Source organism: Streptomyces sp. NPDC040410, assembly GCF_055595715.1.
The window spans coordinates 25,324-49,318 of the sequence record NZ_JBVIVK010000025.1 but is presented as its reverse complement, the minus strand read 5'-3'; the positions used below and the strand labels follow the sequence as shown (position 1 = coordinate 49,318).

Here is a 23,995-nt window from a genome sequence, read left to right as displayed (position 1 = left end):
CCTCGATCGTACGGGGTGGGTACGACAGGTCGGGTGCCGGTCGCGTCAGCGCAGGCGGGCCACGCGCCAGACGGCCAGCACGACCACCGCGGCGACCATCACGACGTACGCGATCACGACCCGCCAGTCCGCGCGCCGCCCCGAGCCGCGCTGCGGCAGGCCGGGCCAGGTGTGGCCCACGCGACGGGCGGCCGTCATGCCCCAGCCGGCCGCGCACGAGCAGATCAGCAGGCCCAGCATGGCGATCACGGCGCCGCTGTCGCCGAAGTCGAAGGCCAGCGGGAAGGCGAACATCAGGGAGCCGACCGCGGCGAGGGCGACGATGGGCGCGAGCTGCCAGATGCGCAGCCGACGCTGCGGACGCAGTTCGACCTCGACCTCGGGGCCGCTCGCGAACATCTCCTCCGGCTCGGGGCCGTCGGCGGTCACGCCACCTTGTGTGTCGTCGGGCCCGTCGGGGCTCAGACGGTCGTCGTCCCGCTGCGGTTCACCGCTGTCGGTGGTGACGTGCTCGGTGCCTTGTGCGGTGTCGCGAGGGCCGGCCTCCATCGCCACGCGCCCTCCCAACTAGGACTCCACTTGGTCGATCGAAGCTCGATGATGGCATGGCACCGGAGGGCCGGACGGCGGCCTGAGCGTCCCGATGCCATGACGTGATCAGGCTGTGACCGGTCGTGCGACCAACGTCAGTGCGAGCTGCGGAAGTTCTGTGAGGTCCGCCGCAGCCCCACTCAACCAGTGCACCCGCGGGTCGCGCCTGAACCACGAATCCTGACGGCGCGCGAAGCGTTTGGTGGCCCGTACGGTCTCGGCCCGCGCCTCTTCGAGCGTGCACTCCCCGGCGAGCGCCGTGAGTACCTGCTGGTAGCCGAGCGCGCGCGAGGCGGTACGCCCCGCGCGGAGCCCCTGCGCCGCGAGCGAGCGCACTTCCTCCACCAGCCCGGCATCCCACATCCGGTCGACCCGGCGCGCGATGCGCTCGTCGAGCTCGGGGCGGGCCACGTCCACACCGATCTGAACGGTGTCGTAAACGGAGTCGTGACCCGGGAGGTTGGCGGTGAAGGGCTTGCCCGTGATCTCGATCACCTCGAGGGCCCGGACGATACGGCGGCCGTTGCCGTGCAGGATGGCCCGGGCGGCCTCGGGGTCGGCGGCGGCCAGCCGGGCGTGCAGCGCTCCGGAGCCCCGCAGTGTGAGCTCCTTCTCCAGCCGGGCCCTGACCTCGGGGTCGGTGCCGGGGAACTCCAGGTTGTCCACGGCCCCGCGGACGTACAGGCCGGAGCCGCCGACCAGGATCGGCCAGCGCCCCTCGGCGAGCAGGGCGTCGATCCGCTCCCGGGCGAGCCGCTGGTACTCGGCGACGGACGCGGTGACCTTCACGTCCCAGATGTCCAGCAGGTGGTGCGGGACGCCGCCGCGCTCCTCGGGCGTCAGCTTGGCCGTACCGATGTCCATCCCTCGGTAGAGCTGCATGGAGTCGGCGTTGACGACCTCGCCGCCGAGCTGCTGGGCCAGGAAAACTCCCAGATCGGACTTTCCCGCGGCGGTGGGTCCGACGACGGCGATGACTCGGGGGGCGAGGGGTGCGCTGCTCACCGCCCCAGTCTCGCAAACCTCCGGCCGTGGCCTCGAACGAGTTACGTGACGGCGCGCGTCCGGGGTCGTTGCCAGTTCCGAGGTTTGCGCCGCCGGTTTGGGGAGGCGGCGCCCCGGGGCGACGCAAACGGGCGCACCGGACAACGCGGGATTTCGCCCGCACGAGTAACGTATGGAGTGGATATGGGCGTTTTGGCACGACTTTTCCGGAGGTCGAAGGCTACGGAGGAGGCGCAGGCCGCCGAGGCTCAGGCCGATGCAAAGGCGGCTGAGGCGAAGGGGTCGGCCGAGGCCGGGACGGCGAAGGAGTCGACGGCCGCGGAGGCCGGAGAGACCGCCGCCGACGAAGGCGTCGAGATTCCCAAGCAGAAGTCCGCCGAGAAGGCGGCCGACAGCGAGGCCGTTGAGGGCGCCCGCACGTAACCGCCCCGCGTGGGAAGGTGAACCATGGGTCTGATGAACGACTTGAAGGCCAAGCTCGGCCCGGCCAAGGGCAAGGTCTCCGGCCTCGCGCAGCAGCACGGGGGCAAGATCTCGCACGGTCTCGACAAGGCCGCGGAGGTCGTTGACAAGAAGACCAAGGGCAAGTACCGCGACAAGATCCATACGGGCACGGGCAAGGCCAAGGGCGCCATGGACCGACTCGCGCACAGACACACCGGGCAGGAGCGGGGCGGCACGACGCCGCCTGCCTCGCCGCCGCCGGCTTCCTGAACGGCACGGCACATCGCCGGACGGCCGCGGAGCATCCAGCTCCCGGCCGTCCGCCGCGTCACCGGCGCCGCCCGTCGTGGACTTCGCGCCGGGTTGTCCGCCTCTACGACCAGGCCGCGACCACGTACCCCACGCCGTACGGCGCGTCGTCGTACAGCAGCGCCCCGCCGAGATCCGCGCCCTCGGCGGCACCGGCGAGGACCTGCCAGGGGGCCCGGCCCGACACTTTCAGCTCGTACGCCAGGTCGGCGTCCAGCGCCTGGAGAGCCGCCACGTCCGCCGCCCCGAGCGCACGCGCGACCTCCGCGTCGAAGGGTGCCGCCCGCTCGTCGAGATACCCCGGCGCCTTGAGAGTCCGGCATGCGCTGGCGTCCCCCATCACCAGCAGCGCCACGCGCTCGGCTTGCGCGGCGATTTCCCTTCCCATGTCAGTACACCGCTCGGCTGCGAGAGGTTCCCCCACCCCGATTCCCTCGATCGGGGCATCCGCCCAGCCTGCCCGCTCCAGCAGCCACGCGGCCACGGCGAGCGAGGGCGGAAGCTCGCGCTCGGACGCGGTGCCGTCGTCCGCACCCGGCCGTCCGGTCCCCTGGTCCGCGCCCAGCCGTACGTCCAGTTCCACGCCGAAGCCGCGGAACGAGCCGCGCGTCCCCTCCGGGTGAGTCCCGCGCCCGCTCTGCTCCGCGGGCCCGACGACCACGAGCCGGTCGGGACGGGCGGCGGCTAGCACACCGAGCGCGTCCGCGCAGGCGGCGCGCGCCGCGTTCAGCTCGGCTGCGGCGCCCGCGGCGACCGCAGGTACGAGAAGGGGTGGACAGGGGCAGACTGCGGCGGCGACAAGCATGATCGGCAGGGTAACTCCGCTGGAACGGTTACGGGCAGCGCAGGGGTTATCGACGGCCGATCGCCGGCTGTCCTGTCAGTCGCAGCCGCATCCGCTCCCCGTGGCCACCGGCAGCGGAGCCGGTGCACCGATCTTCGGCAGGCCCAGCATCACGCCCGCCGGCTTGCCGGCCTCGGCCTTCTCGATGTTCCGCTTCTCCCACGCGTCACCCGCGCGCGTGGGGCGCACGTTCAGCACCTGGCCTTCGGCGAGAAGGTGGTGCGGGGCGGCGTACGTGATCTCGACCGTGACCACGTCACCGGGGCGGACCTGCTCGTCCGGCTTGGTGAAGTGGACCAGGCGGTTGTCGGGTGCGCGGCCGGAGAGGCGGTGGGTGGCGCCGTCCTTGCGGCCCTCGCCCTCGGCGACCATCAGCTCGAGCGTGCGGCCCACCTGCTTCTTGTTCTCCTCCCACGAGACCTCCTCCTGGAGGGCGACGAGACGCTCGTAGCGCGCCTGGACGACCTCCTTGGGGATCTGGTTCTCCATGGTCGCGGCCGGTGTGCCGGGGCGCTTGGAGTACTGGAAGGTGAAGGCCTGCGCGAACCGGGCCTCCCGGACGACGCGCAGGGTCTGCTCGAAGTCCTCCTCGGTCTCGCCGGGGAAGCCCACGATGATGTCGGTGGTGATCGCCGCGTGCGGGATGGCGGCGCGCACCTTCTCGATGATCCCGAGGTAGCGCTCCTGCCGGTACGAGCGGCGCATCGCCTTCAGAACCGTGTCCGAACCGGACTGCAGGGGCATGTGCAGCTGCGGCATGACGTTCGGGGTCTCCGCCATGGCCGCGATCACGTCGTCCGTGAAGTCGCGCGGATGCGGGGAGGTGAAGCGGACGCGCTCCAGCCCGTCGATGCCACCGCAGGCCCGCAGCAGCTTGCTGAAGGCCTCGCGGTCGCCGATGTCGGAGCCGTACGCGTTGACGTTCTGGCCGAGCAGGGTGATCTCGGAGACGCCCTCCGAGACCAGTGCCTCGATCTCGGCGAGGATGTCGCCGGTGCGACGGTCCTTCTCCTTGCCGCGCAGCGCCGGGACGATGCAGAAGGTGCAGGTGTTGTTGCAGCCGACCGAGATCGAGACCCAGGCGGCGTACGCGCTCTCCCGGCGGGTGGGCAGCGTGGAGGGGAAGGCCTCGAGCGACTCGGCGATCTCGACCTGCGCCTCCTCCTGCACCCGGGCGCGCTCCAGCAGCACCGGCAGCTTGCCGATGTTGTGCGTGCCGAAGACGACGTCCACCCAGGGCGCGCGCTGCACGATGGTGTCGCGGTCCTTCTGCGCGAGACAGCCGCCGACCGCGATCTGCATACCGGGCCGCGATGCCTTCTTCGGGGCGAGGCGGCCGAGATTGCCGTAGAGCCGGTTGTCGGCGTTCTCGCGTACGGCGCAGGTGTTGAACACCACGACGTCCGCGTCGCCGTCCGCCCCTTCGGGCGCGCGCACGTAACCGGCCTCTTCGAGCAGCCCGGACAATCGCTCGGAATCGTGGACGTTCATCTGGCACCCGTAGGTGCGCACTTCGTAGGTCTTGACGCCCACTGCCCGGCTCCGGTCGCTGCTGCTCATGTGACAAGGGTAGGCGGTGCCGGAGGCGGCTCCTGTCGGATGAGTTCCCGCCGCACATGCCGTGGTCCACGTCACATCGAACCGTGGGCGGAACGTGAAATTCCGGCGCGCCCGAGCTGGCATGGTCCGGCACTGTTACTCGCTGGTACTTGCACCGCGAGTGGGAACTGGCGGGGACACCGTAGGGCCGCGGGTACGCGTCAAGCCGTCACGCGCCGCCGGGAGCCCATCCCTGGCGGCGCAGTACGGCCGACACGTCGGGCGCCTCGTAGTGGTCGCCCTTGAGGACCTTGCCGTCCGCCCGGCGGGCCACGCGGCCGTCGGGGCCGAGCTTGGTCATGTTGGAGCGGTGGATCTCGGCGATCACCGCGTCGAGGTCGATCCCGTGCACCAGGGCCGTGCCGTAGGCGACGTAGACGACGTCGGCGAGTTCGTGCGCGAGTCTGTCGAGTGGGCCGGTCAGCACGACCTCGGCGACCTCCGCGGCCTCCTCGGCCAGCAGTTCACCGCGGTGAGCGGCCAGTGCCGGCGAGACCTCCGTCGGCGTGCTGCGGGCGTCCAGCCCGGTGGCGAGGTGGAATTCACGGACCAGGTCGGCGGGCGATGAGCTCATGCGGCGACTCTAGTGCCGCGTCAGCCAAGGTTTGCCCGTCAAGGAACGGCGTCCGGTGCGTGCTCTCGGCGTGCCGGCCGGAAGTCCTCGTACTGGACGTACGTGGGCTTTCGGCCGGTGCGGCGAGTGGGGGCACCTCTCACGCCCTTGAGGCAGTGGGGGGAGCGTGCCGGGCCTCGCGACGGGGCGAACCTTGGGTGACGCGGCACTAGCGACGACCTCTGACAGACCCGCCCCACCCACCGCGACTCCCGCCTCCGGCATCCCCGCCTGTGACCTCCGCCCTGGTCAGCACGGGCCGCGGGCTGGCAGGATCGCGCGTATGTCCAAGGTGTTCCCCCGTATCGGCAGGCGCCGGGCCCTGCAGGGTGCGGCCGCCGGCCTCGTCGCCTTCGGGCTTCTCCTGTGGTGGCTGCTGCCCCTGGGCGAGGCTCCGCCGAGCGGGACGATCACTTTCAGCACGGGAACGCGCGCCGGGGTCTACCACGAGTACGGCGAGCGTCTGCGCACCGCGCTCGCCAAGTCCATGCCGAACCTCAAGGTGAAGCTGCTGACCAGCGCCGGCTCGCAGGAGAACGTTCGGCGCGTGGCGAACGGGACGACCGACTTCACCATCGCCGCGGCCGACGCAGTGGAGACGTACGAGGCTCTGCACCCCGCCAGTACCGGCCGGCTGCGCGGTGTCGCCCGGCTGTACGACGACTACGTGCAGCTTGTCGTTCCGAAGGACTCGGACATCCGCTCCGTCGCCGACCTGCGGGGCAAGCGGGTGGCCATAGGGCTGCTGCGTTCGGGTGTGCGGCTGATCGCCGACCGGGTGCTCAGGGCGGCGGGCATCGACCCGGAGAAGGACATCACGCCCTCCGCCGAGGGCATCGACGTCGGGCCGAAGCGGCTGGGGCACGAGATCGACGCGTTCTTCTGGTCGGGCGGGCTGCCCACGGCGGGCCTGAAGAAGGTAGCCGATTCCACCGGCTTCCGGTTTGTGCCGATAAAGGCCGATCTGGTCGCCAAGCTGCACTTCCAGGGCGGACCGACCAGCTACTACCGCGCCACCAACATGCCGGAGTCCGCCTATCCCGAGGTGCAGCAGGGGTCCACGGTGCCGACGATGGCGGTGTCCAACCTGCTGATGACGCGCAAGGACATGGATCCCCGGCTCACCGAGTGGGTGACCCGGACCGTGATCAGGAGCCGTGACGGCATCGGCGCGCACGTGCACTCGGCCCAGCTGGTCGACGTACGCACGGCGATCTACACCGACCCGCTGGCCCTGCACGAGGGCGCCCGGCGCTACTACCGGTCCGTCAAGCCGTAGCGCGGCTGCGGGGCACCGTCACCGTCACGGTCAGCCCGTGCGGCTCGTGATGGCCGTACGAGATCGAGCCGCCGCCGGCCGCCAGCAGCACCCGGGAGATGGACAGGCCGAGGCCTGAGCCCTTGATGTTCTGGTGGCGGCCGCTGCGCCAGAAGCGGTCGCCGACGCGGGAGAGCTCCTCGTCGGTCAGGCCGGGGCCGTTGTCGGTGACCACGATGGTCGAGGTTCCGGCGTTCGAGGCGACCGTGACCTCGACGCTCTCGTCGTTCGGCGTGAACTTCACCGCGTTGTCGATCACCGCGTCCAGGGCGCTGGACAGCGTGACCGGGTCGGCCCAGGCGGTGGTGGGCGGGCAGTCGCCCACCAGCCGCACGCCCTTGGCCGCGGCGGTCGGCGCCCAGGCCGCGACCCGCTCGGCGGTGAGCGCGCCGATGTCGGTGATCCTCAGGTCGGCCTCGGCGTGCTCGGCCAGGGCCAGGTCGAGCAGGTCGTCCAGAACCTGGGCAAGGCGCTTGCCCTCGGTCTGGACGGAGGCGATCTCCTTGTTGCCCTCGGGGAGTTCGAAGGCGAGCAGCTCGATGCGCAGCAGGAGCGCCGCGAGCGGGTTGCGCAGCTGGTGCGAGGCGTCGGCGACGAAGGCGCGCTGCTGCTCCAGGACGTCCTCGACGTTGTCCGCCATCTCGTTGAACGACCGGGCCAGGCGCCTGAGTTCCGGGGGTCCGCCGGCGGCCGCGACGCGGGACTTGAGCCGGCCGGTGGCGATGTCGTGGGTGGTGGCGTCGAGGACACGCACCGGTCTGAGGACCCAGCCGGTCAGCCGCAGGGCAGCGCCGACGGCCAGCAGCATCGCGGCGATCTCGCCCGCGCCGACGACCAGCCAGCCGTGCAGGATCCGCGAACGCATGTGTCCGGTGGGCGAGTCGGTGACGACGACCGCGACGACGTCACCGTCCCTGATGACCGGCGAGGCGACGACCAGCCGGTTGCGCTGCCAGGGCCACACCTGCTTCGGATCGTGGCTGCGGCGGCTGAGCAGCGCCTCCTTGAAGGCGTCGCGGACTTCTCCCGTCTCGGGGAGGGACCAGGTCGTCGGCGCGTGGGCCATGGGCGTGGCGTTGCCGTAGAAGACGCCGGCCCTGATGCCGTAGACCTCGTGATAGCTGGCGAGTTCACGGCTCAGGGTGTCCTTGCGCTCGTCCGGACCGTGGTCGGTGACGAACTGGGCGAGGGCCGCGAAGCGCGCCGTGTCGTCGATCCGGTCGACGACCACCTTCTGCTGCTGGGCCGCGGCCACGCTGACGGCGAGCGGGACGCCGAGGGCGAGCAGAACGGCCGCCATCAGGACGATGAGCAGGGGGAGGAGACGTGTGCGCACCCGTCCCCGCTACGAGGACGGGGCGACGAGCCGGTAGCCGACGCCGCGTACGGTCTCGATCAGGGCGGGCATGCGCAGCTTGGCGCGCAGGGACGCGACGTGCACCTCCAGAGTGCGCCCGGTTCCTTCCCAACTGGTGCGCCACACCTCGCTGATGATCTGCTCCCGGCGGAAGACCACTCCCGGGCGCTGGGCGAGCAGGGCGAGGAGGTCGAACTCCTTGCGGGTCAGCTGGATGACCGTGCCCTCCACACTGACCTGCCGGGTGGGCAGCTCGATGGTGACGGAACCGAGGCGCAGCGCGGCGTCCGCGCCCGCACCGGCCTCCTCGTGGACGGTGCGCCGGCTGACGGCATGGATCCGGGCGAGCAGCTCTCCGGTGTCGTACGGCTTCACGACGTAGTCGTCCGCTCCGAGGTTGAGGCCGTGGATGCGGGAGCGGACATCGGAGCGCGCGGTCACCATGATCACTGGGATGCCGGTGCGCTTGCGGATCTTGCCGCAGACCTCGTAGCCGTCCTGGTCGGGCAGGCCCAGGTCGAGGAGGACCACGCCGAAGCCGGCGCCTTCGGGGACGAGCGCACGGAGGGCCTCCTCGCCGCTGCGGGCGTGCGTGACGTGGAAGCCGTGCCGCGCCAGGATCGCGGACAGCGCGGCGGCAACGTGGTTGTCGTCCTCGACGAGGAGGAGTCTCATCCCGGCCCCCTTCGGTTCATCAGTCGTACGCTGTCCATGTGTAGACAAGACGCGTGCACGCGCGCGTGCACCATGGCAGTCACGCTGATGGACGACGACGGAGTCAAGCGGGTTCCGGTTGCCGGGCGCTTCCGTTATCCGGCCGATACGCGCCCTCGCGACGACCGCTACGACACGTGTCCGATCGCTATCGGAACGTGATGCTCAGATTCCCCTCAGATGTAATGACGCCGGTGTGACGGGGTTACTACTGTCCTCCGAAACCGAGGAGGACGGAGCCTGAGAGCGATGACCGAAGTATCGGTGGCCAAGGAAGACTTGGCCGCGACCGGCGAACTGGTCGTCCTGAAGAGCGTCAACAAGCACTTCGGCGCGTTGCACGTACTCCAGGACATCGATCTGACGATCTCACGCGGCGAGGTCGTCGTGGTCATCGGACCCTCCGGGTCCGGGAAGTCCACACTGTGCCGCACCATCAACCGCCTGGAGACGATCGACTCCGGCACGATCGCGATCGACGGCAAGCCCCTGCCTCAGGAGGGCAAGGGTCTGGCCCGGCTGCGCGCAGACGTGGGAATGGTCTTCCAGTCCTTCAATCTGTTCGCACACAAGACCGTGCTCGAGAACGTGATGCTGGGCCAGATCAAGGTCCGCAGGACCCCCAAGAAGAAGGCCGAGGAAAAGGCCCGCGCCCTCCTCGACCGGGTCGGCGTGGGCACCCAGGCCGACAAGTACCCCGCTCAGCTGTCCGGCGGTCAGCAGCAGCGGGTAGCCATCGCGCGGGCGCTGGCCATGGACCCCAAGGTCATGCTCTTCGACGAGCCGACGTCGGCTCTCGACCCGGAGATGATCAACGAGGTCCTGGAGGCCATGCAGCAGCTCGCCCGCGACGGCATGACCATGATCGTCGTCACCCATGAGATGGGCTTCGCCCGTTCGGCCGCGAACCGTGTGGTGTTCATGGCGGACGGTCGCATCGTCGAAGAGGCTGTGCCGGACCAGTTCTTCAACAATCCGCGCAGCGACCGCGCCAAGGACTTCCTGTCGAAGATCCTGCACCACTGATCGTCCGATCGTCTGTCCCTTCCGTCACCGACGGGCCCGCATCCCTTCATCACCCCAAAGGATGTTCACCATGAAGCTCCGCAAGGTCACCGCCGCCTCGGCCGCCGTGCTCGCACTCGCCCTGTCCGCCACCGCGTGCGGTGGCGACGACAGCAAGGACTCCGACTCCGGTGCCAGCGCCGGCGCAGGCGGCGGCAAGATCAAGATCGGTATCAAGTACGACCAGCCCGGTCTGGGCCTGAAGGAGCCGGACGGGTCCTTCTCCGGCTTCGACGTGGACGTGGCGACCTACGTGGCCAAGCAGCTCGGCTACGAGCCCAACCAGATCGAGTTCGTCGAGACCAAGAGCGCCGACCGTGAGAACGCGCTCGACCGCGGCGACGTCAAATTCATCACGGCCACCTACTCGATCACCGACGAGCGCAAGCAGAAGGTCGACTTCGCCGGCCCCTACCTGCTGGCCCACCAGGACCTGCTGCTCAAGAAGGACTCGGACATCTCCAAGGGCACGGACCTCAACGGCAAGAAGCTGTGTTCCGTGACCGGCTCCACCTCTGCGCAGAACGTCAAGGAGACGATCGCTCCGAAGGCCCAGCTGCGTGAGTACGGCGGCTACTCGGAGTGCATCGCCGGCCTGCAGAGCGGTGCCGTGGACGCCGTGACCACCGACGACTCGATCCTCGCGGGCTTCGCCGCGCAGGACAAGTACAAGGGCCAGTTCAAGCTCGCCGGCCTCAAGCTGAGCAACGAGAACTACGGCATCGGTGTGAAGAAGGGCGACACCGCGACCCTGAACAAGATCAACGACGCCCTCAAGAAGATGGTCAGCGACGGCTCCTGGGAGAAGGCGGTCGACGCGAACTTCGGCCCGGCGAACTACAAGAACGAGCAGGCGCCGACGATCGGCAACATCGTCAAGTAACGCGAGGCCCTGGGCCAAGCAACGCAGGGTTCCATGGGCGCCGCCGCCCGCCGCGATCAGGGCGGCGGCGTGCCATGCCCTTCTCGTACGCCAAACACGCGGAAGCGCGGGAGATCGTGTTCGACTTTCTTGAAGGTTACGACGTCCTCGGGGCGTTCTGGATGACGGTGAAACTCACCGCCATCTCCGCCCTCGGCTCCCTTGTCTGGGGCACACTGCTGGCCGCGATGCGGGTCAGCCCGGTCCCACTCATGCGCGGGTTCGGCACCGCCTATGTGAACATCATCCGGAACATCCCCCTGACCGTCATCATCGTCTTCACCTCGCTCGGCCTCGCTGACATCTTCGGTGTGACGATGGGCGCGGCCGACGACTTCAAGGTGCAGGGCTTCCGGCTCGCAGTGCTCGGTTTCATCGCCTACACCTCGGCGTTCATGTGTGAGGCGCTGCGCTCCGGCATCAACACCGTGCCGGTCGGACAGGCCGAGGCGGCACGCGCCATCGGGCTGAGCTTCAGCCAGGTCCTGCGGCTGATCATCCTGCCGCAGGCCTTCCGCTCGGTCATCGGCCCGCTGGCCAACGTCCTGATCGCGCTGACCAAGAACACCACCGTGGCGGCCGCGATCGGCGTGGCCGAGGCCGCCTACCTGATGAAGGAGATGATCGAGAACGAGGCCCAGACGCTGGCCATCGGCGCGGTCTTCGCCCTCGGGTTCGTGGTACTGACCCTGCCGACCGGACTCATCCTCGGCTGGCTGAGCAAGCGACTGGCGGTGAAGCGATGACCTCCGTCCTCTACGACGCCCCGGGCCCCCGGGCCAAGCGGCGCAACGTACTCCTCTCGGTGCTCTTCGTCGTCCTGCTCGCCCTCCTGCTGTGGTGGGTGTGGCGGACGATGGACGACAAGGGGCAGCTGAAGTGGGCCCTGTGGGAGCCGTTCACCACGTCCGAGGCGTGGACGACCTATCTGCTGCCGGGCCTCGCCGACACGCTCAAGGCCGCGGCGCTCTCCATGGCCATCGGGCTCCCGCTGGGCGCTGTCTTCGGCATCGCGCGCATGTCCGACCATCGGTGGGTGCGGGTCCCGGCCGCAGTTGTGGTCGAGTTCTTCCGGTCGATCCCGGTGCTGCTGCTGATGCTGTTCGCCAACGAGGTCTACGCCCGCTCCGGGAGCGTCACCAGCGAAGAACGGCCTCTGTACGCGGTCGTCACCGGCCTGGTGCTCTACAACGCCTCGGTCCTCGCCGAGATCGTGCGGGCCGGCATCCTCTCGCTGCCCAGGGGGCAGACGGAGGCCGCCTTTGCCGTCGGTCTGCGCAAGGGCCAGACGATGAGCAGCATCCTGCTCCCGCAGGCGGTCACGGCGATGCTGCCGGCCATCGTCAGCCAGCTCGTGGTCATCGTGAAGGACACCGCGCTGGGCGGCGTGATGATCGGGTTCACCGAGCTGCTGAACGCGCGCAGCACGCTGGCGGCCAACTACGCCAACGTCATCCCCAGCTTCATCGTGGTGGCGATCATCTACATCGTGCTGAACTTCATCCTCACCAGCTTCGCGAGCTGGCTGGAGGGCAGGCTGCGCCGCAGCAAGCGGAGCACCGGCGCGGTCCTCAGCGAGGACACGGTGGAGGTCAACCCGGCCGCGGTGGGCGGCGGCTTTGGGAGCGGTGCGGCGACATGATCTGATGATCAGTCAAGTCGCAAGAACGCACGGAGGCAGTGGCATGATCGCCACTGCCTCCGTCGCTTGACGCAAACACCGCCAATGGGTTGCATACGTTCTGTGATCGTGCACCCTGCTCAAACTTCCTGTTCACACACGTCCCTCAGGACGCCACCGCGGGCAGGGGGCGCCGCGCCGTGGACCCGGTGATCATCATCGGGGCGGGGCCCGTCGGGCTCACGCTCGCCCTCGCGCTGGCGCGCCAGGAGGTCCCGTGCGTCGTCCTCGACGAGGGACCGGGCAAAGACGAACCGCGCCCGGCCCGCACCGTCGTGCTGCGCGAGGACACCGCCGCCCTCGTGGAACGCCTGACCGGCGTGCCGCTCGCTGAGGCCGGCGCGCGCTGGGCCGGATGGCTGTCGATGCGCCGCAAACAGGTGATGCGCGAGATCACGTTCGACGACACCGACCCGGCCTCGCCGCACACAGACACTCCGCCCCTGCACATCGCCCAGCACGTACTGACCGGGGCCCTGCGCACGGCCCTGGCCGGCGAGCGGCTCGTCAAGATCGCCGTGGACAGCCGCCTCGACTCGGTCGAGCAGGAGCCCTCGGGCGTCACCGCCCACACCCGCGGCCCCAAGGGAACCTGGTGGCGCGGCAGTTACCTGGTCGGCTGCGACGGCCCGCGCTCGACCGTGCGCAAGCTCCAGGACATCCGTTTCCCGGGCCGTACGGCGGTGGAGCGGCACGCCGTCGCCGCCCTGCGCGCCGAACTACCCTGGCCCGACAAGGCGTTGCTGCACCGGATGCCGCCCTGGCGCACCTCCGGCCCCTCAGCCGGGGAGATCACCGGACGCCCCCTGGCCGGCGGGCTCTGGCGCCTGGACTGGCTGCTGCCGCCGGGCAAGGACCTGGTCACGCCCGAACTGCTGGTGGCCCGCATCCGCGAGACGCTGGCGGGCTGGACCGGGGGACCGACCCCGCCGTACGAACTCCTCGACACCGGCGTCCACACCGTGCACCACCGGCTTGCCCGGCGTTGGCGTGCCGGCCGGGTCTTTCTCGCCGGTGACGCGGCACACCTGCTAGGCGCGCTCGGCACGCAGGGGCTCGACGAGGGGCTGCGGGACGCCGACAACCTCGCCTGGAAGCTGGCCCTGGCCTGGCATCACGGGCCGCACGAGGCACTCCTCGACAGCTATCAGACGGAGCGGCGGGCGGTCGTGGCGGCCCGCCTGCGCGCCGCGGACCAGGCGCTGCCCCTGCTGCGCGGCGGCGGAGGCCTGCGCGGGTACGTCCGCGGCTCGGCCCGCGGCCACGACGCGCTGCTCACGGACGGTCATCTGGGGCGCGGAGTGCTGGGTGCGCCGGGGGCGTACGCCGACTCGGTGCTCACCCCCCGGCACCTCGAGGGAGAGACCCCCGTGGCCACGCTCCCCGGCGCGCCGGTAGTGGATGTGCGGGTCACGGCGGAGGACGGCTCCTTCGTACGGCTGCGGGAGCGGCTCGGCCGCGGCGCGCTGCTGGTGGTGCTGATCGCGCCGGGCACAGGCGTGTGGGAGCGCAAGCACTGGGTGACCGCCGGCATCATGCCCCGGCTCGCGGCGGCGGTGACGGCACTGCCGAAGCCCGCCGAACTGCTCGTCGCCGAGAACTACCCCGGCGCCGCCCCGCACACCGTCCTCCTGGTCCGGCCCGACGGTCACCTGGTCACGGCGCTCAGCGGGGTACGCCCGGCCGACCTGTACGCGGCGGCGGAGGCCGCGCTCGGGGGGCCGGCCGAGGCCGGTGTGGAGGCGACGGCCGGGGCGCGCTGAGATACGGCCGGGCCGCGCTGAAGAGTCATACTCACCGTCACCGTGCTGTCCACATGGTGACGGTGAGTTGACCGGTCACCACCGCCATGGTGTACTCCGGATCGTGACCGACACCTGTGTGCGCCTGTGGCGGAGGGTCCATATGGACCTCGTCCGCTATGCGGGCTGTGTGTGTCGTCCGTCCTGCTGAACTCGCATCCCCGCTTCTCACCCGCGCGCGGCTTCTGTGCTGCTGTCGCGCGCTCACGCGAATCCTTCTCAGGACGGTGCCCGTTGTCTTCATCCCCCACTGTTTCTTCATCTGCTGTGTCTTCATCTGCTTCCGTGTCCGTCGCGGCTGCCGGGCCGGCCCAGGCCGACCTCCTCGACTTCGTACGGCGTACGGCCGCCGACGCCGAGCTCATCGCCTCGCTTCCGCTCGACCCGGAGGGCCGCACCTGGGTGCGTCTGGAGGGGCCCGGCGGCAGCGAGGCCTGGCTGATCGGCTGGCCGCCCGGCACGGGCACCGGATGGCACGACCACGCCGAGTCGGTCGGCGCGTTTATGACAGCGGTGGGTGAGCTCAAGGAGTACTCGCTCGCCGCCCGGCTGCCCGCGGACGGCTGGAAGACCCTGGAACTCACCGACGGGGTGGACCGGGAACGCCGGCTGCCGGCCGGCAAGGGCCGCGCCTTCGGCCGCCACCACGTGCACGAGGTGCTCAACGAGTCAGCCGACCGGCACGCCGTCTCCGTCCACGCCTACTACCCGCCCCTGCCGCAGATCCGCCGCTACAGCCGCAGCGGACAGGTCCTGCGGCTGGAGCAGGTGGAGCGCCCGGAGGACTGGCAGTGAGCAGCGGGAACGAACGCCCGCTGGGCATCGACGACTTGCTGGAGCGGGTGCGCGAGTCGTACGAGCGGATCGAACCTCGCGAGGCGTACGACGCCGCCGCGACGGGCGAGGCCGTCCTGGTCGACATCCGCTACGCCGCCCTGCGCGACCGCTACGGCCTCATCCCCGGCGCCCTTGTCATCGAACGCAACGAGCTGGAGTGGCGCCTCGACCCCCAGGGCAGTCACCGCGCCCCCGAGGCGACCAGCCACGACCTGCGTGTCGTCGTGATCTGCAACGAGGGCTACGCCTCCAGCCTGGCGGCCGCCTCCCTTCATCAGCTGGGGCTGCACCGGGCCACCGACCTGGTCGGCGGGTTCCAGGCGTGGAAGGCGGCGGGGCTTCCGGTGACGTCGTAGGCGGCTGCCTCGGGGATGACGTCGCAGGGCTCCGTCCACGAGATCAGTGGTCGTCCGGCGCGCAGGAGAGCGAGCCGTGTCCGCGTTGCTCCTGGTGACCACTCGTACCCGTGCGTCCGGCGACCCTCTCGGTCTCCTCCTTGCGCAGCAGGGCGATGGCGTTCGTCACCGCCAGCTCACCGGTGTCCGTGGCGGTTGGCGGCCTTGGCGGAGAAGCGGCCGTAGGCCTCGGTACGCGGCATCCGGAGCACCTGCGCCGCGTGGCCCCCGCGAGGCGGAGCAGCGCGAACTCCCGGACACGCTCGGCGATCGACATGGCGAGCGAGTTGACCACGGCCACGGCCGTGAAGGCCAGGACGAGACCCATGGCCGGGTAGTCGACCTCGGCGTTGGCCTGCCGACGCTCGGCCTGGAGCGAGCCGGCGGCGTCCCTGGCTCGGAGAGCTCGACGGGCTCGTGAGGGCCGGGACCGGAGGCGGTTGACATGCGGACACAGTCGCGTGCGCACAGGTCGCTGTGCACAGCGGTGCCCCGGCGTCTTCAGCAGGGAGTCCCCACCTGGGCTCTGGGAGACCGGACAGCAAGGGAGACAGCGGGGAGGGAGTCGAGTCCGCTGTCGGCGGGCTCGAGATCCCACGCCGTTCAGAACCCCTCGTCGCCGAGGAACTCCGTGTCCTCCTCGCCCTCCTCCTCCAGCGCCTGCCGGACCACCCGCAGGGCCATGCCCTCGGAGTAGCCCTTGCGGGCGAGCATCCCGGCGAGGCGGCGCAACCGCTTGTCCCGGTCGAGACCGCGGGTGGAGCGCAACTTGCGGGCGACGAGTTCGCGCGCGGTCGCCTCCTCCCGTTCGGAGTCGAGCTGCGAGACGGCCTCGTCGATCAGCGTGGAGTCGACGCCCTTGGTCCGCAGCTCCTGGGCGAGCGCGCGCCGGGCCAGTCCCCGGCCGTGGTGCCGGGACTCCACCCAGGCGTCCGCGAACGCACTGTCGTTGATCAGGCCGACCTCCTCGAACCGAGACAGCACCTCCTCGGCCGCGTCCTCCGGAATCTCCCGTTTGCGCAGCGCGTCCGCGAGTTGCCTGCGCGTGCGCGGGGTCCCGGTGAGCAGGCGCAGGCAGATCGCCCGTGCCTGCTCGACCGGGTCCCCTGGGGACTCCGTCTTCTCGGCCCTCGACGAGAAGGCGGAGCCCCCGTCCTCACCGGTCCGCTCGCCGAAGCCACGCCGACGGCGCCCGCGGCCACCGCGTGAGCCGCTCCCATCGCGTGGACCGCGGTCGCCATGGAGCCGGTCGCCACCGCCCGCGCCCTCATCCGGGTGCGGGCCGAACCCTTCTGCACCGTGCTGCCGGTCCGCGGATTCACCTCGACGGCTGCCCGCCGCATCACCTCGGCGGCGGCCCGCAGGTTCACCGCGGTGCGAGCCGCCGTCCGGCCAACCGCCGCCGTCCCGTTCGAAGCCCTCGTCGCCTCCGCTCCCCCGCGCCTGCGGAACACCCGGGTAGGCGGCGGCGTACTCGGCCCAGTCGGTTCGCCGTGTCACGGATCAGCTCTTGGCCGCCGCGGCCCTGGTCTTGGCTGCCTTGGCCGCCGGGGCCGGCACCGTCTTGGCGTCGTCGGCGGGGGCGGAGACCACGGCATCCGCGCCCGGCTCGGCGGCCGGCTCCTCCGGACGTACGCCGACGCCCAGCTTCTCCTTGATCTTCTTCTCGATCTCGTTGGCCAGGTCGGGGTTGTCCTTGAGGAAGTTGCGCGCGTTCTCCTTGCCCTGGCCGAGCTGGTCGCCCTCGTACGTGTACCAGGCGCCTGCCTTGCGGACGAAGCCGTGCTCCACGCCCATATCGATCAGGCCGCCCTCACGGCTGATGCCCTGGCCGTAGAGGATGTCGAACTCGGCCTGCTTGAAGGGCGGCGCGACCTTGTTCTTGACGACCTTGCAGCGGGTGCGGTTGCCGACCGCCTCCGTGCCGTCCTTCAGGGTCTCGATGCGGCGGATGTCGATGCGCACCGAGGCGTAGAACTTCAGCGCCCGGCCACCGGTCGTGGTCTCCGGGGAGCCGAACATCACGCCGATCTTCTCGCGGAGCTGGTTGATGAAGATCGCGGTGGTCTTGGACTGGTTGAGCGCGCTGGTGATCTTCCGCAGCGCCTGGCTCATCAGTCGGGCCTGCAGACCGACGTGGCTGTCACCCATCTCGCCTTCGATCTCCGCGCGCGGGACGAGCGCGGCGACGGAGTCGATGACGATGAGGTCGAGGGCGCCGGAGCGGACCAGCATGTCCACGATTTCCAGGGCCTGCTCGCCGTTGTCCGGCTGGGAGAGGATCAGGTTGTCGATGTCGACGCCGAGCTTGCGTGCGTACTCGGGGTCGAGAGCGTGTTCCGCGTCGACGAAGGCGACCTGGCCGCCGGCCTTCTGCGCGTTCGCCACCGCGTGCAGGGTCAGCGTGGTCTTACCGGAAGACTCCGGTCCGTAGATCTCCACGACGCGGCCGCGCGGAAGGCCGCCGACGCCGAGGGCCACGTCGAGCGCGGTCGACCCGGTCGGGATGACCTCGATGGGCTCGTTCGACCGCTCGCCCATGCGCATGACCGCGCCCTTGCCGAATTGCCGTTCAATCTGTGCGAGCGCGGCATCGAGGGCCTTCTCGCGGTCGGTTCCTGCCATGGGTTCCACCCGGTGTGCTTGAGTCGATCGCTTCACGTCAAAGACGCTAACGCCTGCCACTGACAATGCGCCCCGACGCCCGTCCGGCCTGTGGATAACTCGGGCACTTCTCCACCGAAAACGTGGTGAAACGCCCGTCGAGGGCCTCGCCGGAGCTTCCATATGAATGGATGTTCGATTTTCGTGTCAAGCGCACCACGCGGCACCTCCGAGACTACGTCCGCGCTCTGGCAGCGGAGTTGATGGCGGGCGGCGCACCCCGCCGCCCCCCACTCCCCGCGGCGTACGGCGGATGCCTTCGAGCGGACGCCGGCGGCGCTGGGCGTTCCGGCGAGGCTCTCGGCACGGAAACGAGAGGGCCGCGCAGACCGCGCCTGCCGTGGGGCCCGCCGTGGCCAGGCTCTGTCACGCCACCGGTCTTCTCCTGATCCTCTCCGGCCTCGCCCACCTGCTGGTCTTCACGGTCGACGGCGGCCCATGGGACGGGCCCGTCTCCTGGCGCAAGCCGGTGACTTTCGGGCTGTCCTTCGGGGTGCCGCCGGTCGCGGTCACATGGATCACGTCGCATCTGCGTGTGGAGCGGCGGCTGCGCCCGCTCCTGCTCGTCGTGTTCGCCGCCGACTGTGTCGTGGAGGTCGGCGGAATCACCCTCCATGCGTGGCGCCGAGTGCCCTCGCATCTCGGCAGGAAGACGCTCGGCGGGCGGCGGTGTCCATGACACTCGCGGTGGGCGGCGGCGTCCTCGCGGTACTGCTCACCGCGTTGGCTGTCGCGTCGTTCCGGCACCGGCCGGAGGGCCCCGCCGGGATGGCGCTCGCGGTGCGGTCGGGGTTCGCGATCCTGCTCGTCGCCCCGGCCTCGGGCGCCGCGATGATCGCGCGCGGTGTCGTGCTCGCCCGTTCCGGCCGCCAGGAGGCGGCGTATCACTCGACCGCCCCGCTTGAGCCAGTGCACGGTGTCGGCCTGCACGCCGTCCTGGTCCGCCGGCGCTGCCTGGCTGCTGTCCTGCACGTCCTGGACGGAGGCGGTCCGGCGGCGGATCGTTGCGGCGGCGGTCGGGTGTTACGTGGCCGCTGTCGCCGTGGCCGGGGTGTGGGCCGTGCTCACGTACTGATCCGGCTCGCGTGTGTCTCGCTGGGGCCCGCGTGCGTGCTGGTTCGGCTCACGCACGTGCTGGTCCGACTCCTACGCGTGCTGGTCCGACTCCTACGCGTGCTGGTCCGACTCCTACGCGTGTTTGGTCCGGCTCACGTACGGATCCGGCCGCTCTTCAGGAGTCCTCCTCGGACTTCTCCGCACCCGGCCGCCGTGCCCACAGCCTCCGCGCCGCGCGGGTGAACAGGCCGGGCCCCGATGCGCCTCTGCGGTGGCCGTGGACACGGGGATCGTCGGTGACGGCGTACCGCTTCACATACGCCCCCAGGAACGCCTGCAGCGTGGCGACCGCCGGGATGGCGACCAGGGCGCCGACGGCGCCGAGGAGGGCGGTGCCCGCGACGACCGATCCGAAGGCGACCGCGGGATGAATGTCGACGGTCTTCGAGGTGAGCTTGGGCTGCAGCACGTAGTTCTCGAACTGCTGGTAGATCACGACGAAGACCAGCACCCACAGCGCGTACCAGGGATCGACCGTGAAGGCGATCAGCATGGGCAGGGCGCCCGCCAGATACGTGCCGATGGTCGGGATGAACTGCGACACCAGCCCCACCCAGACGGCGAGCACGGGCGCGTAGGGCACGCCCAGGATCTGCAGCAGGACGTAGTGCGCCACTCCGGAGATGAGCGCCATGAGGCCGCGCGAGTAGATGTAACCGCCGGTCTTGATCACGGCGATCTCCCACGCACGCAGCGCTTCGGCCTGCCTCGCCGGCGGCAGGACCGAGCAGATCGCACGGCGCAGTCGTGGGCCGTCCGCGGCGAAGTAGAACGAGAACAGCGTGATCGTCAGCAGTTGGAAGAGCCCTCCCAGAACCTGGGCGGACACGGCCAGGACGCCGCTGGCACTGTTCTTCACGTAGTTGCGCAGCCAGTCGGAGCGGAGCACCCCCTCCTGGACGTCCACCCGTTTCAGCTCGGTGTTGAAGTGCGTGTTGATCCAGTTGATGACGGAGTCGAGGTAGTCCGGGAGATCCTCGACGATCTTGATGATCTGCCCCGCGAGCATGGACCCGAGCAGTGTGACGAAGCCCGCGGCCGCGACCATCACGGCGAGGAAGACCAGGCCGGTGGCCAGCCCTCTGCGCATGCCTCGCGAGGCCATCCAGCTCACCGCGGGCTCGATGGCGAGTGCCAGGAAGAACGCGATGAGGATGTTGATCAGCAGGCCGGTGAGCTGGTGAAAGACCCAGCTGCCCAGCTGGAACGCGGCGAAGAGGGCGAGGGCGAGCACCATGGCGCGCGGCAGCCAGCGCGGCATGCGTGTGTTCGGCCCGTCCGCGTCGGCCGGGGGCCGGGTGGGCGGCGTCGTGCCGAACGGAGATGCGTGCTGGGCCGTCTGCCCGGTGTCGTCAGTGGGTGCCACGGTGAAAGTCTCGCCCACGCGTCCGACAATCAGCCGCGGCCCTGCGATCTTCTTGACCGATCAGCGCTTTTCTCCCGGAACGTTCATGACCGTGCAGACCACGCGCCACACGTCCTTGGCGTCCCAGCCGGCGTCCAGCGCCTCGTGCACCGTCCGTCCGCCGAGCTCCGTCATCACATGGTCGCGTGCGAAGGTGTCGGCGCGTCCCGGACCGAAGTGCTCCGCCATCCGCTGCCAGAAAACCGTCAACCGCATGACCCCAGTATCCCGTCCTGAGAGTGGGCCTGAGCCGGGACCCGTCGCCGAGACCGCTTTCGCCCCTACGGTCTGATCCATGGCCGAAACAGGAGCTTCCCCACTCCCCCCGACGCCCCCGGCGCAGTCCCCGCTCTTCCGCGCCGAGCACTTCGTCTGGCTCACCGCGCGCGTGCTCGAGCAACGTTTGTTCGCATACCACTTCCTGAACGGCGGCGCCGACCCGGTGGAGACCGCGCTGGACGCCTATCGCAACGAGGACGGCGGGTACGGCCACGCGTTGGAGCCCGATCTGCGCGGCCCGGTCAGCCAGCCGCTGCACACCGGTCACGCCCTGCGCGTCCTCGACGCCGTCGGGCGCTGCGGCGGACAGCGGGTGGAACGCGTGTGCCGCTACCTCACTTCGGTCTCCACCGCAGAGGGGGCCCTGCCGGCGATCCACCCCAGCCAGCGCGGCTACCCGGCGGCACCGTTCGTCCCGATCGTGGACGACCCGCCGAGCGAGCTCCTGGCCACCGGGTCGGTGGTCGGCATGCTGCACCGCAACGAGGTGTGGCACGCCTGGCTGTTCCGGGCCACGGATTTCTGCTGGCACACGATCGAGCACCTGCAGGAGTCGCACCCGTACGAGATCGAGGCCGCCGTGGCCTTCCTGGACTCCGTTCCCGACCGCCCCCGCGCGGAGGCGGCCGCCGACCGGCTAGGCAGGCTGGTGCGCGAGCACCGTCTCGCGGCTCTGGAACCGGACCGCCTCGACGCATATCCGGTCGCGCCCGGTTACGCCTCCGGCGAGCACCACTTCCCGCACGACTACGCGCGGACGCCGGGCTCCCTCGCGCGCGTGTGGTTCACGGACGACGAGATGGCGCGCTCCCTGGACTTCCTCGCGAGCGAACAGCAGGAGGACGGCGGCTGGCCGATCCGCTGGCGCCAGTGGGCCCCGGGCACCGCCCTGGAGGCACGCCCCATCGTGACCATCGAGGCCCTGCGCACACTGCGGGCACACGGCCGCTTCCTGGGGTGACGGCCAGGGCCGATGCCCGTAGGCCGACCGGCCCGCTCTCTTCCGGCCGGTCGGCCCGCGCCTCCGTGTCAGCCCATGAGGGCCCTCACCCCGGCAGTGACCACCACCGCGGCCGCGACGACGAGCAGGAACGGTGCCCGCAGGACGAGCGCCACGGCAGCCGCGGCAAGCCCCGCGGCCCGTGCGTCGAGCACCGGCGTGCGCCCGTCGGCGAAGGTCTGCTGGGCTGTGAGCGCGGCAAGGAGGGCCACGGGCAGCAGAGCGGCCAGCCGCTGGACGAGAGGCCTCTCAAGGGCGCCCGCGGGCACCAGCAGCCCGGCGAGCTTGACGGCGTAGCATCCGAGGGCGGTCACGCCGATCGCGATCCAGGTGTTCAACGGTCTTCCTCGTTCACGTCTTGCCCGGGTGTGTCCCGGTGTGTGTCCTTTATGCCGTCACGTGTTCGGGTCCCGCGCCCGCGGCGGCCCTGTGCCCACAGGACGGCGGGCGCCGCGAGCGCGGCCACCAGAACCGGCACCCCGGCCGGGAGGGAGGGCAGCAGACCGAGCCCCAGGAGAACAGCCAGAGCGGCCACGGCCCGCTCGGTCGCGGTCTTCAGCATCGGCGCGAGCAGCGCGAGGAAAACGGCGGGCCCGGCCGCGTCGAGGCCCCATGCGGCGGTGTCCCCGATGGCCTCGGCCCCCAGCGCTCCGAGCAGCGTGGTGAGGTTCCACAGCACGTAGAGGCTGAATCCCGTGACGGCGAAACCGATCCGCACGCTGCGCCGGGTGGGCTGCGCCAGCGCGACAGCCGTCGTCTCGTCGATGACCCACTGGGCGGCGAACGGGCGCACCGCGCGCGGGAGGGCAAGCAACTGCGACAGGCGCAGCCCGTAGAAGGCGTTGCGCACGCCGAGGAAGAAGGCGCCCGCGGCCGCCGTGAGCGGATTGCCACCGGCCGCGAGCGCGCCCACGAGGGCGAACTGGGACGCGCCGGTGAACACCAGGAGACTCAGGGCACAGGTCTGCAGCACCGTGAGGCCGCTGCCGGCCGAGGTCACCCCGAAGGCGAACCCCGACAGTCCTACGGCGACTCCGACTCCGAGGGCGTCGCGTACGACCGCGGCGTCCGGCCTTCCTCCGTCGTCGGCGCATATGTCTGGGACAGTTGTTTGTTCGGCCACGCGTCGGACGGTAGGAGCAGCCGCCCGCGCGCGTCTTGTACGTTCTTGCGCTCGCGCTGGTACGCCCCCGGGGGCACACCGACGATCCGGGTGAAGTGCCGGTTGAGGTGCGGCTGATCGGTGAACCCCACGGCGACGGCCGCCTCGGCGGGCGTCGTCCCCGCATCCAGCAGCCGCCGAGCCCGGCGCACCCGGGCATCCGTCAGCCAGGTGTGCGGCGGCATGCCGTAGGCGTCCCGGAAGGCCCGCAGCAACGCGAAGGGGCTCGTCCCGAGGCCGACGGCGAGCGTCTCCAGGGTGGGCGGCTCGGCCATCCGTTCCTCCAGCACGGCACGCGCGCGTGCCGCAGTCCGTGCTCCGGCGCTCCGCACGTCCCGCTGGGGAAGGCGCCCGCCGTTCAGCCGGAGCAGCCTGGTCACCGCGACCCGCAGCAGCGTGTCGGCGGCCAGCGCGTTGCCCTCGTCCGCGGCCCGCAGCACCTCGTGCACCAGGTCCACCGAGTACGGGTCGTCGAGCACCGGCCTGACGAATCCCGGCGTCCCCCGTATCGCGGTGGTCTCGGCCGCGATCTCGGCCACGACGTCCGGCGACGGATACACGGCCCCGTACCGCCACCCTTCGGGGACTGCGGCCCGCCCCGTATGGGGGGTGTCCGGATTGACCAGCGCGAGCGTTCCCGCCCCTGCGACTTGGTCGGCCCCGCGGTGATGGAAGACCTCGGCGCCGTCGGCGATGGCGGCGATCACGAAGTTCTCGTGCGTGTGCCGCACGAACGTCTTCCGGACGTAGCGGGCCCGCAGCAGATCGACGCCTGGCAGCTCCGCGTACTGCCAGTGCCGCGCCCGCTCCGTTCCCGACTCCGCCATGCCGTCATTCTCCGTCACGGCGACCACTCCCGGACAAGGAGGTCAT

27 protein-coding genes and 2 pseudogenes are annotated in these 23,995 nt (G+C 70.6%); 13 read left to right on the top strand and 16 right to left on the bottom strand.

Annotated elements, in window-relative coordinates; genetic code table 11:
- Positions 1–45: 45 nt before the first annotated feature.
- Entirely contained in the window at positions 46–549 is a 504-nt protein-coding gene (locus tag ACZ562_RS33335; RefSeq protein ID WP_471187104.1) for a hypothetical protein, read from the bottom strand.
- Positions 550–657: 108 nt separating this feature from the next.
- Complete coding sequence (gene miaA, locus ACZ562_RS33330; protein WP_471187010.1) at positions 658–1,596, bottom strand: tRNA (adenosine(37)-N6)-dimethylallyltransferase MiaA; 939 nt, start codon at positions 1,594–1,596, stop codon at positions 658–660.
- A 183-nt stretch (positions 1,597–1,779) separates the two neighbouring features.
- Here miaA and ACZ562_RS33325 point away from each other — a divergent pair, with 183 nt between their 5' ends.
- Together ACZ562_RS33325 and ACZ562_RS33320 are read left to right on the top strand one after the other, a co-directional pair.
- Positions 1,780–2,019 carry a hypothetical protein gene (locus ACZ562_RS33325; protein ID WP_471187007.1) on the top strand — a complete coding sequence of 80 codons (240 nt, stop codon included), beginning with the start codon at positions 1,780–1,782 and terminating at the stop codon, positions 2,017–2,019.
- A 24-nt stretch (positions 2,020–2,043) separates the two neighbouring features.
- Positions 2,044–2,310: an antitoxin gene (locus ACZ562_RS33320; protein WP_471187004.1), complete on the top strand. Its 267-nt coding sequence runs from the start codon at positions 2,044–2,046 to the stop codon at positions 2,308–2,310.
- 103 nt (positions 2,311–2,413) lie between these two features.
- Here ACZ562_RS33320 and ACZ562_RS33315 read toward each other — a convergent pair whose 3' ends face one another.
- The 3 genes from ACZ562_RS33315 to ACZ562_RS33305 all read right to left on the bottom strand — a co-directional run bounded on the left by ACZ562_RS33315 (position 2,414) and on the right by ACZ562_RS33305 (position 5,366).
- Positions 2,414–3,154, bottom strand: coding sequence for a class III extradiol dioxygenase subunit B-like domain-containing protein (locus ACZ562_RS33315; RefSeq protein WP_471187001.1), 741 nt, complete (start codon positions 3,152–3,154; stop codon positions 2,414–2,416).
- Between the two features lie 75 nt (positions 3,155–3,229).
- Positions 3,230–4,753 (bottom strand): tRNA (N6-isopentenyl adenosine(37)-C2)-methylthiotransferase MiaB, encoded by a 1,524-nt coding sequence (gene miaB, locus ACZ562_RS33310; RefSeq protein WP_471186998.1) that lies wholly within the window; start codon positions 4,751–4,753, stop codon positions 3,230–3,232.
- A gap of 208 nt (positions 4,754–4,961) precedes the next feature.
- Positions 4,962–5,366: a pyrophosphohydrolase domain-containing protein gene (locus tag ACZ562_RS33305; protein ID WP_471186995.1), complete on the bottom strand. Its 405-nt coding sequence runs from the start codon at positions 5,364–5,366 to the stop codon at positions 4,962–4,964.
- Positions 5,367–5,688: 322 nt separating this feature from the next.
- On the opposite strand from ACZ562_RS33305, the gene ACZ562_RS33300 reads away from it, so the two are divergent.
- On the top strand, positions 5,689–6,684 hold the full coding sequence (locus ACZ562_RS33300; RefSeq protein WP_471186992.1) for a TAXI family TRAP transporter solute-binding subunit: 996 nt from the start codon (positions 5,689–5,691) through the stop codon (positions 6,682–6,684).
- On the opposite strand, the gene ACZ562_RS33295 is transcribed toward ACZ562_RS33300, so the two are convergent.
- Together ACZ562_RS33295 and ACZ562_RS33290 are read right to left on the bottom strand one after the other, a co-directional pair.
- Positions 6,674–8,059, bottom strand: coding sequence for a sensor histidine kinase (locus ACZ562_RS33295; RefSeq protein WP_471186989.1), 1,386 nt, complete (start codon positions 8,057–8,059; stop codon positions 6,674–6,676). The two genes, ACZ562_RS33300 and ACZ562_RS33295, sit on opposite strands and share 11 nt — an antisense overlap.
- Before the next feature lie 9 nt (positions 8,060–8,068).
- Positions 8,069–8,755: a response regulator transcription factor gene (locus ACZ562_RS33290; protein ID WP_471186986.1), complete on the bottom strand. Its 687-nt coding sequence runs from the start codon at positions 8,753–8,755 to the stop codon at positions 8,069–8,071.
- A 288-nt stretch (positions 8,756–9,043) separates the two neighbouring features.
- Between ACZ562_RS33290 and ACZ562_RS33285 the strand changes: the two genes are divergently transcribed.
- From ACZ562_RS33285 to ACZ562_RS33250, 8 genes are all read left to right on the top strand, one after another.
- On the top strand, positions 9,044–9,820 hold the full coding sequence (locus ACZ562_RS33285; protein WP_471186984.1) for an amino acid ABC transporter ATP-binding protein: 777 nt from the start codon (positions 9,044–9,046) through the stop codon (positions 9,818–9,820).
- 70 nt (positions 9,821–9,890) lie between these two features.
- A complete protein-coding gene (locus ACZ562_RS33280; protein WP_471186981.1) occupies positions 9,891–10,742 on the top strand; it encodes a glutamate ABC transporter substrate-binding protein in 852 nt (283 codons plus the stop codon).
- A gap of 116 nt (positions 10,743–10,858) precedes the next feature.
- The gene (locus tag ACZ562_RS33275; RefSeq protein WP_471187101.1) at positions 10,859–11,527 is read left to right on the top strand and encodes an amino acid ABC transporter permease; all 669 of its coding nucleotides are present in this window, start codon (positions 10,859–10,861) and stop codon (positions 11,525–11,527) included.
- Positions 11,524–12,423, top strand: a complete 900-nt coding sequence (locus tag ACZ562_RS33270) for an amino acid ABC transporter permease (protein ID WP_471186978.1) — start codon at positions 11,524–11,526, stop codon at positions 12,421–12,423. Before ACZ562_RS33275 ends, ACZ562_RS33270 begins: the two co-directional genes overlap by 4 nt.
- A gap of 179 nt (positions 12,424–12,602) precedes the next feature.
- Positions 12,603–14,225, top strand: a complete 1,623-nt coding sequence (locus ACZ562_RS33265; protein ID WP_471186975.1) for an FAD-dependent monooxygenase — start codon at positions 12,603–12,605, stop codon at positions 14,223–14,225.
- A 142-nt stretch (positions 14,226–14,367) separates the two neighbouring features.
- Positions 14,368–14,415 carry a hypothetical protein gene (locus tag ACZ562_RS33260; RefSeq protein ID WP_309506048.1) on the top strand — a complete coding sequence of 16 codons (48 nt, stop codon included), beginning with the start codon at positions 14,368–14,370 and terminating at the stop codon, positions 14,413–14,415.
- A 134-nt stretch (positions 14,416–14,549) separates the two neighbouring features.
- Positions 14,550–15,059, top strand: coding sequence for a cupin domain-containing protein (locus tag ACZ562_RS33255; protein WP_471186972.1), 510 nt, complete (start codon positions 14,550–14,552; stop codon positions 15,057–15,059).
- On the top strand, positions 15,056–15,457 hold the full coding sequence (locus ACZ562_RS33250) for a rhodanese-like domain-containing protein (protein WP_471186969.1): 402 nt from the start codon (positions 15,056–15,058) through the stop codon (positions 15,455–15,457). Before ACZ562_RS33255 ends, ACZ562_RS33250 begins: the two co-directional genes overlap by 4 nt.
- A gap of 43 nt (positions 15,458–15,500) precedes the next feature.
- Here the strand turns inward: ACZ562_RS33250 and ACZ562_RS33245 are convergent, their stop codons facing one another.
- From ACZ562_RS33245 to recA, 4 genes and pseudogenes are all read right to left on the bottom strand, one after another.
- Positions 15,501–15,626, bottom strand: a complete 126-nt coding sequence (locus ACZ562_RS33245) for a hypothetical protein (RefSeq protein WP_471186966.1) — start codon at positions 15,624–15,626, stop codon at positions 15,501–15,503.
- 55 nt (positions 15,627–15,681) lie between these two features.
- Positions 15,682–15,884: pseudogene (locus tag ACZ562_RS33240) on the bottom strand (FtsX-like permease family protein); the annotation flags it as partial.
- A 215-nt stretch (positions 15,885–16,099) separates the two neighbouring features.
- Entirely contained in the window at positions 16,100–16,996 is an 897-nt protein-coding gene (gene recX, locus ACZ562_RS33235) for a recombination regulator RecX (protein WP_471186962.1), read from the bottom strand.
- A 3-nt stretch (positions 16,997–16,999) separates the two neighbouring features.
- Entirely contained in the window at positions 17,000–18,121 is a 1,122-nt protein-coding gene (recA, locus tag ACZ562_RS33230) for a recombinase RecA (RefSeq protein WP_471186959.1), read from the bottom strand.
- Between the two features lie 292 nt (positions 18,122–18,413).
- Here recA and ACZ562_RS33225 point away from each other — a divergent pair.
- A pseudogene (locus ACZ562_RS33225) lies at positions 18,414–19,235 on the top strand (hypothetical protein).
- A gap of 156 nt (positions 19,236–19,391) precedes the next feature.
- On the opposite strand, the gene ACZ562_RS33220 reads toward ACZ562_RS33225, so the two are convergent.
- Both ACZ562_RS33220 and ACZ562_RS33215 read right to left on the bottom strand, forming a co-directional pair.
- On the bottom strand, positions 19,392–20,642 hold the full coding sequence (locus ACZ562_RS33220) for an AI-2E family transporter (protein WP_471186956.1): 1,251 nt from the start codon (positions 20,640–20,642) through the stop codon (positions 19,392–19,394).
- A 60-nt stretch (positions 20,643–20,702) separates the two neighbouring features.
- Entirely contained in the window at positions 20,703–20,897 is a 195-nt protein-coding gene (locus tag ACZ562_RS33215; RefSeq protein ID WP_471186953.1) for a DUF3046 domain-containing protein, read from the bottom strand.
- A 79-nt stretch (positions 20,898–20,976) separates the two neighbouring features.
- Between ACZ562_RS33215 and ACZ562_RS33210 the strand changes: the two genes are divergently transcribed.
- Positions 20,977–21,921 (top strand): hypothetical protein, encoded by a 945-nt coding sequence (locus tag ACZ562_RS33210; RefSeq protein ID WP_471186950.1) that lies wholly within the window; start codon positions 20,977–20,979, stop codon positions 21,919–21,921.
- A 68-nt stretch (positions 21,922–21,989) separates the two neighbouring features.
- Here ACZ562_RS33210 and ACZ562_RS33205 read toward each other — a convergent pair whose 3' ends face one another.
- The 3 genes from ACZ562_RS33205 to ACZ562_RS33195 are packed head-to-tail and all read right to left on the bottom strand — an operon-like array spanning position 21,990 to position 23,949.
- Positions 21,990–22,298, bottom strand: coding sequence for an AzlD domain-containing protein (locus tag ACZ562_RS33205; RefSeq protein ID WP_471186948.1), 309 nt, complete (start codon positions 22,296–22,298; stop codon positions 21,990–21,992).
- A complete protein-coding gene (locus ACZ562_RS33200) occupies positions 22,295–23,083 on the bottom strand; it encodes an AzlC family ABC transporter permease (RefSeq protein ID WP_471186945.1) in 789 nt (262 codons plus the stop codon). The genes ACZ562_RS33205 and ACZ562_RS33200 overlap by 4 nt, the downstream gene beginning before the upstream one ends.
- Positions 22,984–23,949: an AraC family transcriptional regulator gene (locus tag ACZ562_RS33195; RefSeq protein ID WP_471187096.1), complete on the bottom strand. Its 966-nt coding sequence runs from the start codon at positions 23,947–23,949 to the stop codon at positions 22,984–22,986. The genes ACZ562_RS33200 and ACZ562_RS33195 overlap by 100 nt, the downstream gene beginning before the upstream one ends.
- Positions 23,950–23,995 lie beyond the last annotated feature (46 nt).

Excerpts from the sequence above, each read along its gene's own strand:
- ACZ562_RS33335 (WP_471187104.1), bottom strand. The coding sequence starts at position 549 with ATGGAGGCCGGCCCTCGCGACACCGCACAAGGCACCGAGCACGTCACC.
- ACZ562_RS33325 (WP_471187007.1), top strand. The coding sequence starts at position 1,780 with ATGGGCGTTTTGGCACGACTTTTCCGGAGGTCGAAGGCTACGGAGGAG.
- ACZ562_RS33320 (WP_471187004.1), top strand. The coding sequence starts at position 2,044 with ATGGGTCTGATGAACGACTTGAAGGCCAAGCTCGGCCCGGCCAAGGGC.
- ACZ562_RS33315 (WP_471187001.1), bottom strand. The coding sequence starts at position 3,154 with ATGCTTGTCGCCGCCGCAGTCTGCCCCTGTCCACCCCTTCTCGTACCT.
- miaB (WP_471186998.1), bottom strand. The coding sequence starts at position 4,753 with ATGAGCAGCAGCGACCGGAGCCGGGCAGTGGGCGTCAAGACCTACGAA.
- ACZ562_RS33305 (WP_471186995.1), bottom strand. The coding sequence starts at position 5,366 with ATGAGCTCATCGCCCGCCGACCTGGTCCGTGAATTCCACCTCGCCACC.
- ACZ562_RS33300 (WP_471186992.1), top strand. The coding sequence starts at position 5,689 with ATGTCCAAGGTGTTCCCCCGTATCGGCAGGCGCCGGGCCCTGCAGGGT.
- ACZ562_RS33290 (WP_471186986.1), bottom strand. The coding sequence starts at position 8,755 with ATGAGACTCCTCCTCGTCGAGGACGACAACCACGTTGCCGCCGCGCTG.
- ACZ562_RS33285 (WP_471186984.1), top strand. The coding sequence starts at position 9,044 with ATGACCGAAGTATCGGTGGCCAAGGAAGACTTGGCCGCGACCGGCGAA.
- ACZ562_RS33280 (WP_471186981.1), top strand. The coding sequence starts at position 9,891 with ATGAAGCTCCGCAAGGTCACCGCCGCCTCGGCCGCCGTGCTCGCACTC.
- ACZ562_RS33270 (WP_471186978.1), top strand. The coding sequence starts at position 11,524 with ATGACCTCCGTCCTCTACGACGCCCCGGGCCCCCGGGCCAAGCGGCGC.
- recA (WP_471186959.1), bottom strand. The coding sequence starts at position 18,121 with ATGGCAGGAACCGACCGCGAGAAGGCCCTCGATGCCGCGCTCGCACAG.
- ACZ562_RS33215 (WP_471186953.1), bottom strand. The coding sequence starts at position 20,897 with ATGCGGTTGACGGTTTTCTGGCAGCGGATGGCGGAGCACTTCGGTCCG.
- ACZ562_RS33210 (WP_471186950.1), top strand. The coding sequence starts at position 20,977 with ATGGCCGAAACAGGAGCTTCCCCACTCCCCCCGACGCCCCCGGCGCAG.
- ACZ562_RS33195 (WP_471187096.1), bottom strand. The coding sequence starts at position 23,949 with ATGGCGGAGTCGGGAACGGAGCGGGCGCGGCACTGGCAGTACGCGGAG.